Source organism: Streptomyces sp. HUAS 31 (assembly GCF_028198125.1).
GTDB classification, from domain to species: domain Bacteria; phylum Actinomycetota; class Actinomycetes; order Streptomycetales; family Streptomycetaceae; genus Streptomyces; species Streptomyces chartreusis.
The window spans coordinates 2,821,602-2,837,035 of record NZ_CP116353.1; the positions used below are offsets into that span (position 1 = coordinate 2,821,602).

General features: G+C 70.5%; 13 protein-coding genes. 9 read left to right on the top strand and 4 right to left on the bottom strand.

The features are described 5' to 3' along the window. Positions 1-35: 35 nt before the first annotated feature. Both PGH47_RS12440 and PGH47_RS12445 read left to right on the top strand, forming a co-directional pair. Positions 36-1,325 carry a NucA/NucB deoxyribonuclease domain-containing protein gene (locus PGH47_RS12440; protein WP_271663474.1) on the top strand — a complete coding sequence of 430 codons (1,290 nt, stop codon included), beginning with the start codon at positions 36-38 and terminating at the stop codon, positions 1,323-1,325. A gap of 19 nt (positions 1,326-1,344) precedes the next feature. Continuing rightward, a complete protein-coding gene (locus PGH47_RS12445; RefSeq protein ID WP_271663475.1) occupies positions 1,345-1,872 on the top strand; it encodes a hypothetical protein in 528 nt (175 codons plus the stop codon). A 246-nt stretch (positions 1,873-2,118) separates the two neighbouring features. Here PGH47_RS12445 and PGH47_RS12450 read toward each other — a convergent pair whose 3' ends face one another. The 4 genes from PGH47_RS12450 to PGH47_RS12465 all read right to left on the bottom strand — a co-directional run bounded on the left by PGH47_RS12450 (position 2,119) and on the right by PGH47_RS12465 (position 8,126). Next, positions 2,119-3,735 carry a hypothetical protein gene (locus PGH47_RS12450; RefSeq protein ID WP_271663476.1) on the bottom strand — a complete coding sequence of 539 codons (1,617 nt, stop codon included), beginning with the start codon at positions 3,733-3,735 and terminating at the stop codon, positions 2,119-2,121. Then, positions 3,732-5,525 (bottom strand): flavin-containing monooxygenase, encoded by a 1,794-nt coding sequence (locus PGH47_RS12455; RefSeq protein WP_271663477.1) that lies wholly within the window; start codon positions 5,523-5,525, stop codon positions 3,732-3,734. The genes PGH47_RS12450 and PGH47_RS12455 overlap by 4 nt, the downstream gene beginning before the upstream one ends. 178 nt (positions 5,526-5,703) lie before the next feature. Beyond that, positions 5,704-6,444, bottom strand: a complete 741-nt coding sequence (locus PGH47_RS12460; protein ID WP_271663478.1) for a response regulator transcription factor — start codon at positions 6,442-6,444, stop codon at positions 5,704-5,706. Positions 6,445-6,614: 170 nt separating this feature from the next. Beyond that, positions 6,615-8,126 (bottom strand): esterase/lipase family protein, encoded by a 1,512-nt coding sequence (locus tag PGH47_RS12465; RefSeq protein WP_271663479.1) that lies wholly within the window; start codon positions 8,124-8,126, stop codon positions 6,615-6,617. Positions 8,127-8,319: 193 nt separating this feature from the next. On the opposite strand from PGH47_RS12465, the gene PGH47_RS12470 reads away from it, so the two are divergent. From PGH47_RS12470 to PGH47_RS12500, 7 genes are all read left to right on the top strand, one after another. After that, complete coding sequence (locus tag PGH47_RS12470) at positions 8,320-9,411, top strand: lytic transglycosylase domain-containing protein (protein WP_271663480.1); 1,092 nt, start codon at positions 8,320-8,322, stop codon at positions 9,409-9,411. Between the two features lie 54 nt (positions 9,412-9,465). Next, the gene (locus PGH47_RS12475) at positions 9,466-10,500 is read left to right on the top strand and encodes a sigma-70 family RNA polymerase sigma factor (protein WP_271663481.1); all 1,035 of its coding nucleotides are present in this window, start codon (positions 9,466-9,468) and stop codon (positions 10,498-10,500) included. An 87-nt stretch (positions 10,501-10,587) separates the two neighbouring features. Further along, positions 10,588-11,535: an ABC transporter ATP-binding protein gene (locus tag PGH47_RS12480; RefSeq protein WP_271663482.1), complete on the top strand. Its 948-nt coding sequence runs from the start codon at positions 10,588-10,590 to the stop codon at positions 11,533-11,535. Next, on the top strand, positions 11,532-12,302 hold the full coding sequence (locus PGH47_RS12485) for an MlaE family ABC transporter permease (protein WP_125528629.1): 771 nt from the start codon (positions 11,532-11,534) through the stop codon (positions 12,300-12,302). The genes PGH47_RS12480 and PGH47_RS12485 overlap by 4 nt, the downstream gene beginning before the upstream one ends. A gap of 3 nt (positions 12,303-12,305) precedes the next feature. After that, positions 12,306-13,121, top strand: coding sequence for an MlaE family ABC transporter permease (locus tag PGH47_RS12490; protein ID WP_125528628.1), 816 nt, complete (start codon positions 12,306-12,308; stop codon positions 13,119-13,121). An 8-nt stretch (positions 13,122-13,129) separates the two neighbouring features. Beyond that, positions 13,130-14,371 (top strand): MCE family protein, encoded by a 1,242-nt coding sequence (locus PGH47_RS12495; protein ID WP_271663483.1) that lies wholly within the window; start codon positions 13,130-13,132, stop codon positions 14,369-14,371. Continuing rightward, entirely contained in the window at positions 14,368-15,408 is a 1,041-nt protein-coding gene (locus tag PGH47_RS12500) for an MCE family protein (protein ID WP_271663484.1), read from the top strand. Before PGH47_RS12495 ends, PGH47_RS12500 begins: the two co-directional genes overlap by 4 nt. The last annotated feature ends 26 nt before the right edge of the window (positions 15,409-15,434 follow it).

Consider the following 15,434-nt stretch of genomic DNA (forward strand, 5'->3'; position numbering starts at 1 on the left):
CCCGCCCCTCCCTCCGGTCCGCAAGGAGTCCTTTGGTGAACATCCGCACCTCACTCGTACGTCTCGCCCGCGTCACCGCCGCCACGGCGGCCTTGACGCTCCTCACCGTGGCCACCAGCACAGCCACCCCCGCTGCTCCGATCACGAACGATCGGGCACCCGAGGGCACGGTGTTCGTCGACGCTTCGTCCCTCCCCGCCGGCGAACTGCGCGGCCTCGACCAGCCAATTCCGTACGCCCAATACGCCCGATCCCACGGACTGAAGTCCGTGTCTCGGCAGGCCTCTGCCGACCCGGCTCCCGGCGACCAGCAGGATCTTCGCCAGCAGTGCGCCAACCACGCGGCGCAGGCCAAGACCACTACCGGCTGGCTCAAGTCCCGTTTCGAAAGCTGCCAGAAGCGCCCATTCGACCTGGTCCTGCGGGACATCAGGGGCACCACCTCGCTCGGTCGCCTCAAGTTCGACCAATGGGTCATCGGCTTCGCCTATGACGGCAGCCGACGCGTCGACTATGTCGCCAGCATCGAGAACATATGGGTCCAGCCGATACCCACCGAGGACGCCACCAAGTGGCGGGTCGGCCAGCACTTCCACCACAGCGTCAACGCCTCCAACAGTGATGCGGACCCTCAGGTGACCGCGCCGCAGACCGTGAGCCGTGACGAACTGCTGGGCGTGTGGGACACCAAGCCTCACTGGAGCCTCACCTACGTCTCCCCGGACAAGGGATCCCTGTTCAGCCAGGGCAACCAGCAGCGCGTTTTCTCCACCGCAGCGATGGACTTGAGCGCCGGGTCCCCGAACTCCGCGCCCTTCACTGAGGGAAGCAACGTCTTCAACTCAAGCGTCCGCTACGACTACGCCGGACCGGTCGCCGGCAAGCACAAGGGCACCGTCTTCACCAAGGCCCGTGTGGAACTCGTGATGAGTCAGAAGGACCCGGCGGTCAACGAAAGCGCCACGCACATCTACGACGCCTTGAACCGCCCTGAGCGCACCTTCCCCTCGTGGCCCGGCAAGAGCGTCCCGGGAGTGAAAGAGCCTCTGCGCCGTGTCGTCGATCCCAAGAAGATCGACGAAAATCGCCAGAAGTCCATTCAGGAATGCAAGAAGGTCTGGGGTGAGTACTCCGGCAGTGGTCTGGAGTGCGACGAGTACCCCTTCGCCTCCACGAAGGAAGGCTCCACCAAGGGCGACAACCGCTTCTCCGTCCGGCTGATCGACGGCCCGGACAACCGAAAGGGCGGCGAGCGCCTCAACGAGATCTACACGCTCAACCGGATTCTGGACGGCGACCCCTTCTACGTGAAGATCACCAACTAGCAGGAAGGCCCTTCTGGTCATGTCGCTTCTCGCCGAACACAACGTCACCGCCACCCCGGGCCGCCGCGTGCTGGAGGTCTACGACGCGGACGCCTACCTCGGCGACGAAGCGGCCCTGGACGCCGCAGAGACACAGGTGGTGGCCGGCAACGGCTACCACCTGTACCTCCTCAGCTTGCAACCCGACATGAAAGTCCAGATGACGATCCGTATCTGGGACACGCCGCCGGCCTCGCCCGCAGAGGCGGAAGGCCATGTCGAGGTCAGCCTCGAATCCGAAACAGGCATCCTGGTCGTCGGCCAACTCGACCGCGGACCTGCGGACGAGATCACTCTGCCCCGCCCCGGCGTCTACGAAGGTCACGCCTGGTGGCAGAACCGCCAGGCCGCAGCCGACTACTACAACGCGACCCTCGACCATCTAACCGAGGAATCCCCCGAAGACCAACTCACCGAAGCCTGGACCAACTGCCCCGTCACGGAACGCTACGTCCTCGATCTCGCCTATATCCGCGAACCCGAATCCATCGACGATGACGATTACTAGGGCTCGAAGTTGGCCCTGGTCAGGTCGATGGGATCGAATACCTCGGTGAGGGCCGCCTGGCGCTCCCAGCACCCCGATTCGCCCCCGCTCACACGAAAACACCCCTCGGAGATCGCTCCAAGGGGTGCTTCGTTCCTCGTTCTGCCTGATCAGACATGGTGCCCCCGGCAGATTCGAACCTGAGCAAAACAATGCCTTAGGGCCGCGGGGAACTGCGCAGCGAGCCCGCACCGGCCCGCAGATCGCTCATGACCGCTCGACCGGAGTCAGATCCAACACCGTCCCTTCCCCGTTCCCCGACAGCAGTAGTCCCCCTTCCGGCGTGACCGCCAGCCCCGCGAACCGCCGCGCCATCCCCGGCATCCCGTGCGCGAACAGCGCGGGTTCCGGACCCGGCACCACCCCCGGCGGCGCCCCGACCGGCAGGTCCTCCGCGTCGCTGCGCGTCTCCCCCGTCACCAGCGACACCGCACACAGCCTGCGCCGCCCCGTCTCCACCGTGAACAGCTCCTCCCCCAGCACCGCGAGGCCCTGCGGAGCGTCGAGCCCGTCCGCGACGACGGTCGGCGGCGCGTCCGTCTCGATCCGCAGTACGGCGCCGGCCCCCTCGTCGCTCACATAGCAGCGCCCCTCGCCGTCGAACGCGACATCCGCGGGCCGGTCGAGCCCGTCCGCCAGGACGCGGATCGCGTCGTCCTCGCAGACGGCCACCACCCGCCCGGCGCCCGACTCGGCGACGACGAGCGAGCCGTCCGGCGCGACCGCGATGCCGAGCGGACGTCGCAGCCCGCCGGCCCGCTCGCGCAGGGTCCCGTCCCGCGGGTCGTACGTCTGGACCTGCCCGAACTGCGAGGTGAGGTGCAGCAGTTCGCCGTCGCCGGCGATGCCGTGCGAGAAGTGCAGCAGGGACAGGGTGGTCACCCCGCCCTCCCGCGAGGGCTCGGGGCTCGCGACGCGGTAGTGGTCGGCGGCGTACACCCGTCCGCCCAGGTCGACGGTCACGCCGTACGGCCCGTCCAGGCCCCGCGGCACGATCTCGCGGGTGCGCCCGTCGGGGTGCATCTCGGTGACGCCGCCGCTGGCGTAGCTGGAGACAAACATGCGGTTCTCGGCGTCGAAGGCCGCGTTGTCCAGGCCCACGACCCCGCTGGTGACCAGGGTCCGCGAGCCGCTGCCGTGCAGGTCGATCCGGGTGACGATGCCCTCGGGGCCACGGGAGAGCACGTGCAGCACCCCGCCCCGGTCGAACCGCACGGCGACCGGCTGATGGACGTCGTCCGCGACGACCTCGGGCACTCCCCCGTCCGGCGGGATCCGCCAGACCTGGCCGGTGAGCAGGGGGTTCGGGCCGCTCATCATGTGCGGGTAGTAGAGGTGGCCGTCGGGACCGAGCTGCATGGCGTTGCCGAGCGCGAGTCCCTCCGTCAGCATCCGCGGGTCGCCGCCGTGGGGGAAGAGTTCCATCAGCCGGCCGTCGGGCTTCATCTCGTTCACGAACAGCCGGTCGCCCACGCAGGTGATGCCGTTGGGGTTGGCCACATCGCCGGAGACCAGCGTGTACTCCCCCGCCGGGCTCCGCCGCCACACCCGCCCCGGTACCAGGTCGGCGATGTACATCGAGCCGTCCGCGCCGAAGGCGAGATCGTCCGGGGACCGGACGGGACCGTCCATCGGTACGACCACCTCGACGTCCCCCGTGGCCGGGTCGACGGCGCTGATCTGCCCGGCGAGGAACTGGGCGACGTACAGCCGCCCGTCGGGCCCGAACGCGACGCCGTTGGAACCCCACAGCGGGTTGGGCGGATTGAGCCGCCGCGGCGCCCAACGGACGCTGTCGACACGCTGGTTGCCATATCTGCTCATGCCTCGCCGCCCTCCGTCAGGACCTCGCGCATGCCGCCCTCCTCGCGCCAGCGCCGCAGCAGTTCGTGGAAGGCGACCGGGCCGTCGCCGTACGACTCGCTGCGCTCTCTCGGCCGGCCCTCGTTGTTGTAGTAGCCGGGCGTGCACTCGGCCTGGAACCTGTGCAGGTCGGCGGCCTTGCGGCGGATCGTCGCAACCCAGGCGTCCTGCGCCTCGGCGGTCGGCTCGACGCACCGGATCCGGCGCCTGCGGGCCTCCCCGACGACCTCGGCGACGTGGGTGGCCTGCTCGTCGAGGATGTGGACGTAGTTCACGGCGGAGGCGTTCTGGAGCGGGCCGAGGTGGAAGAGGTTGGGGAAGCCCTCGCTGTAGAACCCGTGCAGGGTCCGCGGGCCGCCGCTCATCCAGGTCCGCAGCAGATCGGCGCCGCCCCGGCCGTACACCGGCAGCCGCCCGGACAGCACGCCCGAGACACCGACCTCGAAGCCGGTCGCGAAGACGATGCAGTCGACCTCGTACCGGGCCCCGCCGACCACGACGGCGTTCTCGGTGATCCGCTCCACGCCGTGGGTGTCGGCGGTGTCGACGAGGGTGACGTTGGGCCGGTTGAAGGTCTGGAGGTAGTTGTCGCTGAACGTGGGCCGCTTGCACATGTATCGGTACCAGGGCTTGAGCCGCTCGGCGGTCTCCGGGTCCTCGACCATGGCCTCGACGCGGGCCCGCAGCTCGTTCATCTTCTGGAAGTCGGCGATCTCGTAGGCGAGTTCGCGTTCCTCGGACGGCATGTCCGCGTAGGCGTTGGTCGGGATGAGCTTCTCCTGGAGCCGGGCGGTGGACGTCCAGGCGTCGTCCACCAGGTCCTCCGTCGCGCGGACGCCGGTGACGACTCTCAGGAAGTTGTCCCGCCGACGCCGCTGCCAGCCGGGTTTCAGGGACTCGGCCCATTCCGGGTCGGTGGGCCGGTTGCCGCGTACGTCGACGGAGGACGGGGTCCGCTGGAAGACGTACACGTGCGCCGCGTCCGCCCCGAGGTGCGGCACGACCTGGATGGCGGTGGCGCCGGTGCCGATGACGGCGACATGCTTGTCGGCGAGTCGGTGCAGGCCCCCGTCGGCGTCGCCGCCGGTGTAGTCGTAGTCCCAGCGGCTGGTGTGGAAGGTGTGCCCGCGGAAGGTCTCGATGCCGGGGATGCCGGGGAGTTTGGCCTCGCTGAGGGTGCCGCTGGAGACGACGACGTACCGGGCCCGCATCCGGTCACCGCGGTCGGTGGCGACGACCCACTCCGATTCCCCATCGTCCCAAAGGAGTTCGGTGACCTGGGTCTGGAAGCAGGCGTCGTCGTAGAGGCCGAAGTGGCGGGCGACGGCCCGCGCGTGCTCGCGGATCTCCTCGCCGGGCGCGTACTTCCACTTCGGGACGTAGCCGAGCTCTTCGAGCAGCGGCAGATAGATGTACGACTCGATGTCGCAGTGGATGCCCGGGTAGCGGTTCCAGTACCAGGTACCGCCGAAGTCCCCGCCCTTCTCCACGACCCGGATCTCCCGCACACCGGCCTGCCGCAGCCGCGCCCCGGCGAGCAGCCCGCCGAACCCACCACCGACGACCAGCGCCTCTACCCGGTCGCGCAGGGGCTCGCGGGTGAACTCGGCGTCGGCGTACGGGTCGTGACCGTACGTACTGAAGTCACCGGCGATTCGCTGGTACTGCTTGCTGCCGTCGGGCCGGATCCGGCGCTCGCGCTCGGCACGGTACTTGGCGCGCAGGGCGTCGGGGTCGAAGTCCAGCTCCATGGGTGCGGTCTCCTCGGTCGTGGGGGGGGGCCGACGCCGCCGGAGCGGGCCGGGACAGGGGAAGCAGGAGGTCGGGGTCAGTGAAGCGAATCGGGCTGACAGCTCCCAGACATATCCCGGACACCCGGTCGATGTGAGCCACGGCACACAGAGCTGTTGGCTCCATGACCCGGTGGCGCTACGGCTGGACGGTTCCGCCGAGCCAGTAGCCGAAGCCGCGTCGGGTGTGGATGAGGGCCGACTGCTCGCCGTTGACCTTGCGGCGCAACCGCGAGACCAGCCGCTCGATGGCGCTGTCGGTCGGCGGATCGGTCCAGACGTGCCGGCCGATCTGCTCCTTGGACAGCACGCGGTCGGCGTTGACCAGCAGGCAGCGCAGCAGCCGGTACTCGGCGGGCGTGAGCTCGATGGTGCGCTCGCCGCGGCGGGCCCGGCGGGTGGCGTCGTCGAGCACGAGGTCGCCGTAGCGGAGGGCGCCGTCCCATCCGGCGGGCTGCTGGCTGCCCACCAACTGCCGGGCGCGTGCGAGGACTTCGGCGACCCGCCCGGACGCTGCCGGCTGCCCGCCAGTGCCGGGTCCGGGTCCACCGCCCCTTCCAGGGCCTGCTCCGCCACCGGGCAGGCTGCCGAGGAACTCGCCGGTCCCGGTGAGCAGCAGGACGGCGGGACGGTCGGGGGCGAGGAGACGTCGGCTGTGTCTGAGGGCGGCGGTGTCCGGGAGGGTCACGTCGAGGATGACCAGATCGAAGCGGCGCTCGGTGAGCAGGGGGCCGGCATGGGTGGCCCGATCGACCACGACGGTCCGGTAGCCGGCCAGCTCCAGCAGCGCGGAGAGCGGCTCGGAGGTGCGTGGCTCACCTACGACGAGCAGGACATCCGGTATCGCCGGGACCGCGTCGGTCGACGGCGGCTTCGGCATGCGGTCACTCTACCTGCGGGTTGCCTGAGGCAAGTAAACGCCGATCGGGTCCGGCCACCGGGCTCCGGTCCGGGGGCGAGGTCTCGGCACCGGCTCACGTCCGGGGCGCGGCTCCGGACGCGTGGTCGTGGCACCGGCTCACGTCCGGGGCGCGTGGCCTCGGCACCGGCTCACGTCCAAGGCGTGGCGACGAGCCGGACCCTGGCGTCCGGGCCGACGAGTGAGGCGGCGATGGCGGGCAGTGGGATGTGGGCGACCCAGCGGCCGGGGGCGGGGTCCTCGTCGGCGCGGGGCGTCGCGGCAGCGCTGTGGTCGCGGATGGCGCCCTCGATCTCCGAGTTCCAGGCGGCCCGGATCCCCTCGACTTCGGGATCGCCCTCGGGTGTGCCCACGTCGATGACCAGCGTGTCGGCGAAGTCGGCGGACTGTTCCAGATGGTCGAAGAGGTTCAGGATGCCGCCCGTCTCGCGCAGGGAGATCAACCGTAGATCGAGGCTGAACCGCATGGGCTCGCCCTCGGCGGCCCGCAGACCGCTGTTGAGGAACGTGGTCGCCAGCGGCACCGCCGCCTCCTGCCCGTCCGGGGGCGGGTCGAGCTGGATCGGGCTCCAGTGGGCCGCGAACCGTTCGTGCATCGGGACGGGCAGCCCGCGCACCGAGAGCCGGGTCTCGGCCTGCCAGACCAGGTCGTCGTCGCCGGACAGCCGGTGGCCGACGAGCGAGGCCTCGACCCGGGTGTCCCCGAACAGGAAGCGCCGCAGGTTCTGGTAGCCCTCCTCGGAGTTGACCATGCCGTAGCGCCCGCTGTGACTGCGATGGACGTAGGCCCGCTGGGCGCCCGGCACGTACGCGCGCTCGATCTGCACGAGTCCGTCGCTGTGCGGTCCGACGGCGGCGGACGACAGACCGAGGGCGACGTCGTAGTCCGTCGGGTTGGTGCCGACGAGACAGAAGACGCGCTCCAGCGGCAGGGTCCCCGGCCCCGTGGGCATGGGGCGGGCGTCCCAGCCGTCGGGCGGCCCGTCGGGGTCCGTCTGCGCCTGGGGGGTGAGGAACTCGTACATCCGCCGGGGCCCGAAGATGTCCGCGCCCTGGATGCCGATCCGGTCCCGCATCCGCTCCAGCAGCCCGCCGCCGAGGTCGAAGGTGATGCCGCCGTGCGGGGTGCCGTAGGTGAAGAACTTCGCGACACAGTCGTCGGCGGCGCGCCCCCGGTCGGGCAGGACCTTCTGCAGCAGGCACCGGCAGATGAGCCCGCCCATCGAGTGCGCCACGAGGTACACGGCCGGCGCGCCGGTCTTCTCCCGGAGCCGGTCGACCAGGTCCAGCAGGTCGACGGCGGCGTTCTCCAGCCGGTACTCCTGCGGGCTGCCGCCCCAGGTGGTGGCAGAACGGTCGTAGAACCGGTGGATCCAGATCGTGTTGGCGGGAATCTCGGCGTGCTGAGCGAGGTAGGCGGCCTGGTCCCCCTTCACGAGCAGCTCGTATCCCTCCTCCCGGAGCAGACGCAGCAGGGGGCTCTCGAACTGGTGGAAGAGGGGTTGGTTGTGAGCACCGACCCGCACATGGACCGAGCCCTCGTTGAATCCGTAGAAGGGGTCGTCGACGGCCTTGTCGATACCGCGCGTGCCACCGGCGAAGCCACGGACATAGACGATGGGAAGTCGGCGGTTGTCATCCACGGCTTGCCTCCAGAGACCAGGGTCCTCTCCTCCTGAGTAGAGGAAGCCCGGAACTCCGGCCTCCAGGAATAGCCAGAAAGGGTGACGAACCAGAATCCGCCGGAGGGGAATGTTCCGCAAGCCGTGCGACGGACGCGGCGCCCTGCCCCGTAGAGCAGACACAGGCGGACGTCTGCGGGGAGGGGAACAGAGAGTGGCAGGGCAGGGAGTCAGAACCGCCAGGGGTACGGCGGCCGCGGCCGTGGCGCTGGTGGCGCTGACCGCGTCACAGGCGCCGGGGGCCGTCCCGGCACGGGTCTCGGCGTCGGTGGCGGGGCAGCCGCCCGCACAGCACGGTCCGAGCGTGTCCGGCGACACCCCGTACCGCACCGAGCTGCCGCCGCTGCGGACCGCGAAGCGGGACGGCGTCGGGGCCCCGGCGGAGGTCGGCGCCGCTGTGCCCGCGAGCGTGTTCGCCGCCTACCGGCGAGCGGAGCAGCGGCTTGCGCAAGAGACGCCCGGCTGCCGGCTGCGGTGGCAGTTGCTGGCGGCGATCGGGCAGGTCGAGTCCGGGCAGGCGCGGGGCGGCCGGGTGTCCGGCGACGGTACGACCGTGACGCCGATCCTCGGGCCACGGCTGGACGGCGTCGCCTTCGCACTGATCCGGGACACCGACGGCGGCGCCCACGACGGGGACACGGTGTACGACCGCGCGGTCGGGCCGATGCAGTTCATCCCGTCGACCTGGGCCCGCTGGGGAGCGGACGGCAACGACGACGGACGCACGGATCCGAACAACGTCTTCGACGCCGCGCTCGCCGCCGGACGCTATCTGTGCGCGGGATGGGGGCACCTCCCTGCTCGGGGAAGGGACCTGTCCGTCCCCGCCGAGCTGGACCTGGCGATTCTCGGCTACAACCACTCGTCGGCCTATCTGCGCACGGTCAGGGCCTGGTACGCGTACTTCCTGGACGGGCACAGCGTGGTGCCGGACGCCACCGCCGGCGCCTCTCCGGACCCATCTCCGTCGCGGTCGCCCTCGAAGCCGGAGCAGTCCTCGCCGACTCCTTCCGCCCGTACGAGCGCTTCCCCGACCCGCACGCCGTCGGCCCCCGCCTCGCCGGCCGACACCGCATCGCGTCCGGCCGACGACCCCGAGGAGACCGAGAATCCGCAACTCCCCCTTCCCGCCCCGGACATCGGGCTTTCCGGCGACGACCTGCTGCCCGGCAGCGCGGCGCTGACCAGTAACGGCGCGGACTCGATGACCGCCTCCCCCTCCACAACCGCCGATACCGAGCGGTAATGTCGCGCCCCGCCGGACGGGACGACACCGGCGGGTGAGAGCGAAGGGGCCCTCATGGCGACGGACATGTCCGCGGAGACGGAAGCCTCCGACGACCGTTGGCAGCAGATGTGGGGCCACCGCGAGCAACTGCTCAAGGTGGCCCGGCGCAGGTCGATGAGCGCGGAGGACGCCGAGGACGCGGTGCACGAGGCGATGCTGCGGGCCGCCGAGCGCCCCGACCTGGACGACGAGCGGCTCGCGGCGTGGCTGACGACGGTGACGATGCGGCTGTGCGTCGACCGCTACCGGCAGGTGAACCGGGAGGCCGAGGTACGCACCAGCCCGACGCTCATCGCCCCCGGCCCGGTGCCCGTCGAGGAGGCGGTGTGCGACCGGGCCGAGGCGAAATGGCTGGCGGTCCGCAGCGGTGAGCTGCCCGCCAGGCAGGCCGAGGCGCTGCGTCTGAAGTCGGAGGACCTGGACGTCGGCCAGGTCGCCGTCCGGATGGGGCTGAGCTACCGGACCGTCGAGTCGCTGCTGGCCCGGGCGCGCCGCACACTGCGGCAGTCGCTGGCCGCGACGCTCGGGTGCGCGGTGTTCCTGATCGGGTGGGGACGGCCGCGCGGCGGTGGCAAGGTGCAGGCCGTGGCGGTGGCTTCGACGGCGGCGACGCTGGTGGTGGCCGGGTTCGTGCTGCCCCACACCGTTGACGGGGGCGGGGGTGAGGGCGGTGCTCCGCGGCCCGCGGTCGCCTCGCCGGGTGCGGAGGCGTTGCGGCCCGACAGCGGCGCCGGGCACAGGACTCCGCAGGGGAGCCGGCCCACGGCCTCGGCAGCCGAACCGGACGAGGCCGGGTCGGCATCGGGAGAATCGTTCCGGCCGCTGTCCGTGCCGTCACTGCCGGAAGTGGCGGTGCCGGAGGTGGCGGTGCCGAAGGTCTCGGTGTCCCCGCTGCCGGTGCTGTCCGCGCCGGAGGTGCCAGGTGTGCCCGAGGTGCCGGAACTGCCCGAGGTCTCCGACCTGCCCGAGACCCCCGACCTGCCGGTCGAGCCCTCCGCCGTGCCGTCCGCCTCGCTGCCCCTTCCGACGGCGACCCCACTGCCGTAAAAAACTCCGCGACCCGAGCGACGGACGCCCCGCCTCTCCCCGTAGAGCAGATGTCAGAGCTGCTCCAGGGGCCGAAGGGTGGACCGGATGGGTGTCGAGATCTGTGTGGAAGGGCTGACCAAGTCCTTCGGTCACCAGGTCATCTGGCAGGACGTCTCACTGACGCTGCCCGCCGGGGAGGTCTCGGTCATGCTCGGCCCCTCGGGCACGGGCAAGTCGGTGTTCCTCAAGACGCTCGTGGGCCTGCTGAAGCCGGAGCGGGGCTCGATCACGATCCAGGGCCGGGACATCACCAGGCTCCGCGAGCACGACCTGTACGAGGTACGGAAGCTCTTCGGCGTGCTGTTCCAGGACGGCGCGCTGTTCGGCTCGATGAACCTGTACGACAACATCGCCTTCCCGCTGCGCGAACACACCCGTAGGTCCGAGAGCGAGATCCGGCGCGTCGTCCTGGAGAAGATGGACATGGTCGGGCTGATCGGCGCCGAGGGAAAGCTGCCCGGCGAGATCTCCGGCGGGATGCGGAAGCGGGCGGGACTGGCCCGGGCCCTGGTGCTCGATCCGGAGATCATCCTCTTCGACGAACCCGACTCCGGCCTCGACCCGGTCCGCGTCGCCTACCTCAACCAGCTCATCGTCGACCTCAACGCCCAGATCGACGCGACCTTCCTGATCGTCACGCACGACATCGCCTCCGCCCGCCAGGTGCCGGACAACATCGGGCTGCTGTTCCGCCGCGAGCTGGTGATGTTCGGGCCCCGGGAAGAGCTGCTGACCAGCAGCGAGCCTGTTGTACGGCAGTTCCTGAACGGCCGGATGCAGGGCCCGATCGGCATGGCGGAGGAGAAGGACGCCGCGCAGGTCGAGCAGGAGCTGGCCGCCCTCGGCGACACCGCCAAGGACACCGAGTCCCCCGGCAGTAAGGCTCTGACTCCCCGCCTGCTGCCGGGTCCTGGCATCCCCCGGCCACCCCGCTGGGAGGCGATCGCCCGACGCGAGGCCGCGCTGCACCCGAGGACGGTGGTCGGCGCATGAGCCTGTCACCGACCGGAGCGCTGCGGCATTCGGGAAGCCTGTTCGCGATGGCGCTGGACGTCGCCCGGACGGTCCCCCGACGCCCGTTCCAGGCCCGGGAGTTCATCCAGCAGGCGTGGTTCATCGCGAGCGTGACGATCCTTCCGACGGCCCTGGTCTCCATTCCCTTCGGCGCGGTCATCGCCCTGCAGATCGGCAGCCTGACGCGGCAGCTGGGCGCGCAGTCCTTCTCGGGTGCCGCCTCCGTGCTCGCCGTGCTGCGCGAAGCCTCGCCGATCGTCACCGCGCTGCTCATCGCGGGCGCCGGCGGCACGGCGATCTGTGCGGACCTCGGGGCGCGGAAGATCCGCGACGAGATCGACGCGATGCAGGTGCTGGGCATCGACCCCGTCCACCGGCTGGTCGTACCGCGCGTACTGGCGTCGATGCTGGTGGCGGTCCTGCTCAACGGCCTGGTGTCGGTGGTCGGTGTGGCGGGCGGTTACTTCTTCAACGTCGTCCTGCAGAACGGCACGCCGGGCGCCTACCTCGCCTCCTTCACCACCCTCGCCCAGCTCTCCGACCTGTGGGCGGCCGAGGTCAAGGCGCTCGTCTTCGGCGCGATCGCGGCGATCGTCGCCTCGTACAAGGGGCTGACCGCGAAGGGCGGCCCGAAGGGTGTGGGCGACGCGGTGAACCAGTCGGTGGTGATCACCTTCATGTTGCTGTTCGTGACCAACTTCGTGATGACCGCGGTGTACTTCCAGGTCGTCCCGCAGAGGGGTTAGCCGATGAGACCTCTCCGACGCCCGTTGCGCTCACTCGAAGAGCTCGGTGCGCAACTCGCTTTCTACGGCCGCTCGTTGGCGTGGACGGGCCGCACCCTGCGCCGCTACAAGAAGGAGATCCTGCGGCTGCTCGCCGAAGTGAGTTTCGGCCGGGGCGCGCTCGCGGTGGTGGGCGGCACGGTCGGTGTGATCGCCTTCCTGTCCTTCTTCACCGGCACGGAGGTCGGCCTCCAGGGCTACGCGGCCCTCAACCAGCTCGGCACCTCCAACTTCGTGGCGTTCCTCTCGGCGTACTTCAACACCCGTGAGATCGCCCCGCTGGTGGCCGGGCTCGCGCTGTCCGCGACCGTCGGCGCCGGGTTCACGGCCCAGCTGGGTGCGATGCGGATCAGCGAGGAGACCGACGCGCTCGAAGTGATGGGCGTGCCCTCGCTGCCGTTCCTGGTGACGACGAGGATGATCGCCGGGTTCGTCGCGGTGATCCCGCTGTACGTGATCGGGCTGCTGTCCTCCTACCTGGCCGCCCGCACCATCACCACGGGCTACTACGGCCAGTCGGCCGGCACCTACGACCACTACTTCCAGCAGTACCTGCCACCGGTCGACGTGCTGTGGTCCTTCGGGAAAGTGCTCGTCTTCGCCGTCCTGATCATCCTCGTCCACTGCTTCTACGGCTACTACGCGAGCGGCGGGCCCGCGGGTGTCGGCGTGGCGGTGGGCCGTGCGGTGCGGACCTCGATCGTGGCGATCAACGTCCTCGACTTCTTCCTGTCGCTCGCGATCTGGGGCGCCAGTACGACCGTACGGATCGCGGGGTGAGCCGCCGGATGAGAGTGCTGAGACTGCGGTTGTACGGCGTCGTCTTCATCGCCGTACTCGCACTGCTGCTGTCCCTGTCGGTCGCCGTGTACCGGCAGGCGTTCACGCCGGTCGTGCGGATCACGCTGGAGGCCGACAGCCTCGGCAACCAGCTGGATCCGCGGGCCGACGTCAAGCTGCGCGGGGTGCTGGTCGGCGAGGTGCGCGAGGTGCGGGCCGACGGGACGAAGGCCACGCTCGACATCGCGCTCCGGCCGGAGCACGTCGGCGGCATCCCGTCGGACGTGCACGCCCGGCTGCTGCCGAAGACGCTGTTCGGCGAGAAGTACGTCGACCTGGTGCCGTCCGCCGCTTCGTCCGCCCGCCCGATCCGGGCCGGTGACGTCATCACCCAGGACCGCACCCGGGTCGGCATGGAGGTGCAGCAACTCATGAACGACCTGCTGCCCCTGCTGCGAACAGTCCAGCCCGGCAAGCTCAACGCCACCCTCTCCGCGTTCGCCACCGCCCTAGAGGGCCGCGGCGACCGGATCGGCGGCAACCTCACACGCCTGGAGGCCTACCTGCGCCGCCTCAACCCCCACCTGCCCTCCCTCACCGAGGACATCGCCCGTTTCGCCGAGGTCGCCGAGGTCTACGGCGACGCGGCGCCCGACCTGATGGACATCCTGCGCAACACCGTCACCACCAGCCGAACGATCGTCGCGCAAAAGGACCGGCTGGCGGCGGCATTGCGCACCACCGCGACCGTCGCCGGCACGACGGAGGACTTCCTCGACACGAACGGCGACCGGCTGATCGCCCTCGGCCGGGTCTCCCGCCCGACGCTGGAGCTGTTCGCCCGCTACTCCCCCGAGTACCCGTGTCTGCTGGCCGGTCTGGTCCGGCAGGAGAAGGCCTCGGAGGAGGCGTTCCGGGGCGGGAAAATGCACATCACGCTGGAGGTCGTGCAGCCGCAGGGCGCGTACGAACCGGGCGAGGGGCCGCGGTACGGCGAGCGGTCGGGTCCGGACTGCCGTGATCTGCCGGGTCCGCCGGTGCCGGCGCCCGGTGCCCACCTCGACGACGGTTCGAAGTCCGGAGGTTCCTCCTCGGGCGGCCCGCTCGACGTGTCCGCCACGCGAGCCGAGCAGCGGGCCGTCGGCTCACTCGTCGCGCCCGCGCTGGGGGTGCCCGCCGACGAGGTGCCGCCGGTCGCGACGCTGCTGTTCGGGCCGCTGGCGCGTGGGACGGCGGTGAGTGTGGCATGAGGACCGCAGGCGCGCGGCAGACCGCTGCTCCCCTCGTCAAGTTCAGCGTCTTCGCGCTGGTGACCATCCTGGCGACGGCCCTCCTCGCCGCCACGATCGTGAACATCTCCCTCACCCCGGAGCATCGCTATCGCGCCGTGTTCAGTGACGTCACCGGCCTGGAGGAGGGCGACGACATCCGCGTGGCAGGGGTGCGGGTCGGCGAGGTCGAGGGCATCCGGATCAAGGACCGGACGCTGGCCGAGGTCACCTTCACCGTCGGCCGGGACCGACCGCTGCCGGCCAGCACGGGCGCGGTCGTCCGGTACCGCAATCTGGTCGGGCAGCGTTATGTCGCGCTGACCGAGGGCGCGGGCGACGGCTCCCGGCTGCTGCGGCCCGGCGGGACGATCCCGCTGTCGCGCACCCAACCGGCGCTGGACCTCAACGCCCTGCTGAACGGCTTCAAGCCGCTCTTCGCCGCGCTGAGCCCGAAGGACGTCAACCAGCTCGCCACCGAGATCATCAAGACCCTCCAGGGCGAGGGCGGCACCGTCAACAGCCTCCTCGTGCACACGGCGTCGCTCACCTCGACCCTGGCCGACCGCGACCAGCTGATCGGCTCGGTGATCGACAACCTCAACACCGTGCTGGAGACGCTGGACAAGCGGGGCAGCCGCTTCTCCGGCCTCCTCAAGCAGCTGCGCCGGGTCGTCTCGGGCCTGGCCGCCGACCGCAAGCCCATCGGGCGGTCGCTGGTGAACATCGGCGATCTGACGGAGGCCACTTCGGGGCTGCTGAAGGACGCGCGTCCGCCGCTGAAGGACGACATCGCCGGGCTGACCGGGCTCACCGGAACGCTGAACGACAACGAGAAGACCGTGGAGGGCGTCCTGAAGCGGCTGCCGAACAAGCTCAACGAGCTGACGGGGACGGCGTCCTACGGCTCGTGGTTCAACTTCTACCTCTGTGACTTCGACGGGCGGATCGTGCTGCCGAAGACGAAGCAGGTACTGACACCCGAACTGCATGTGGCGAGGGCGAGGTGCGCGGGATGAGCCGCAAGCAACGTCCCGAGCCGCTG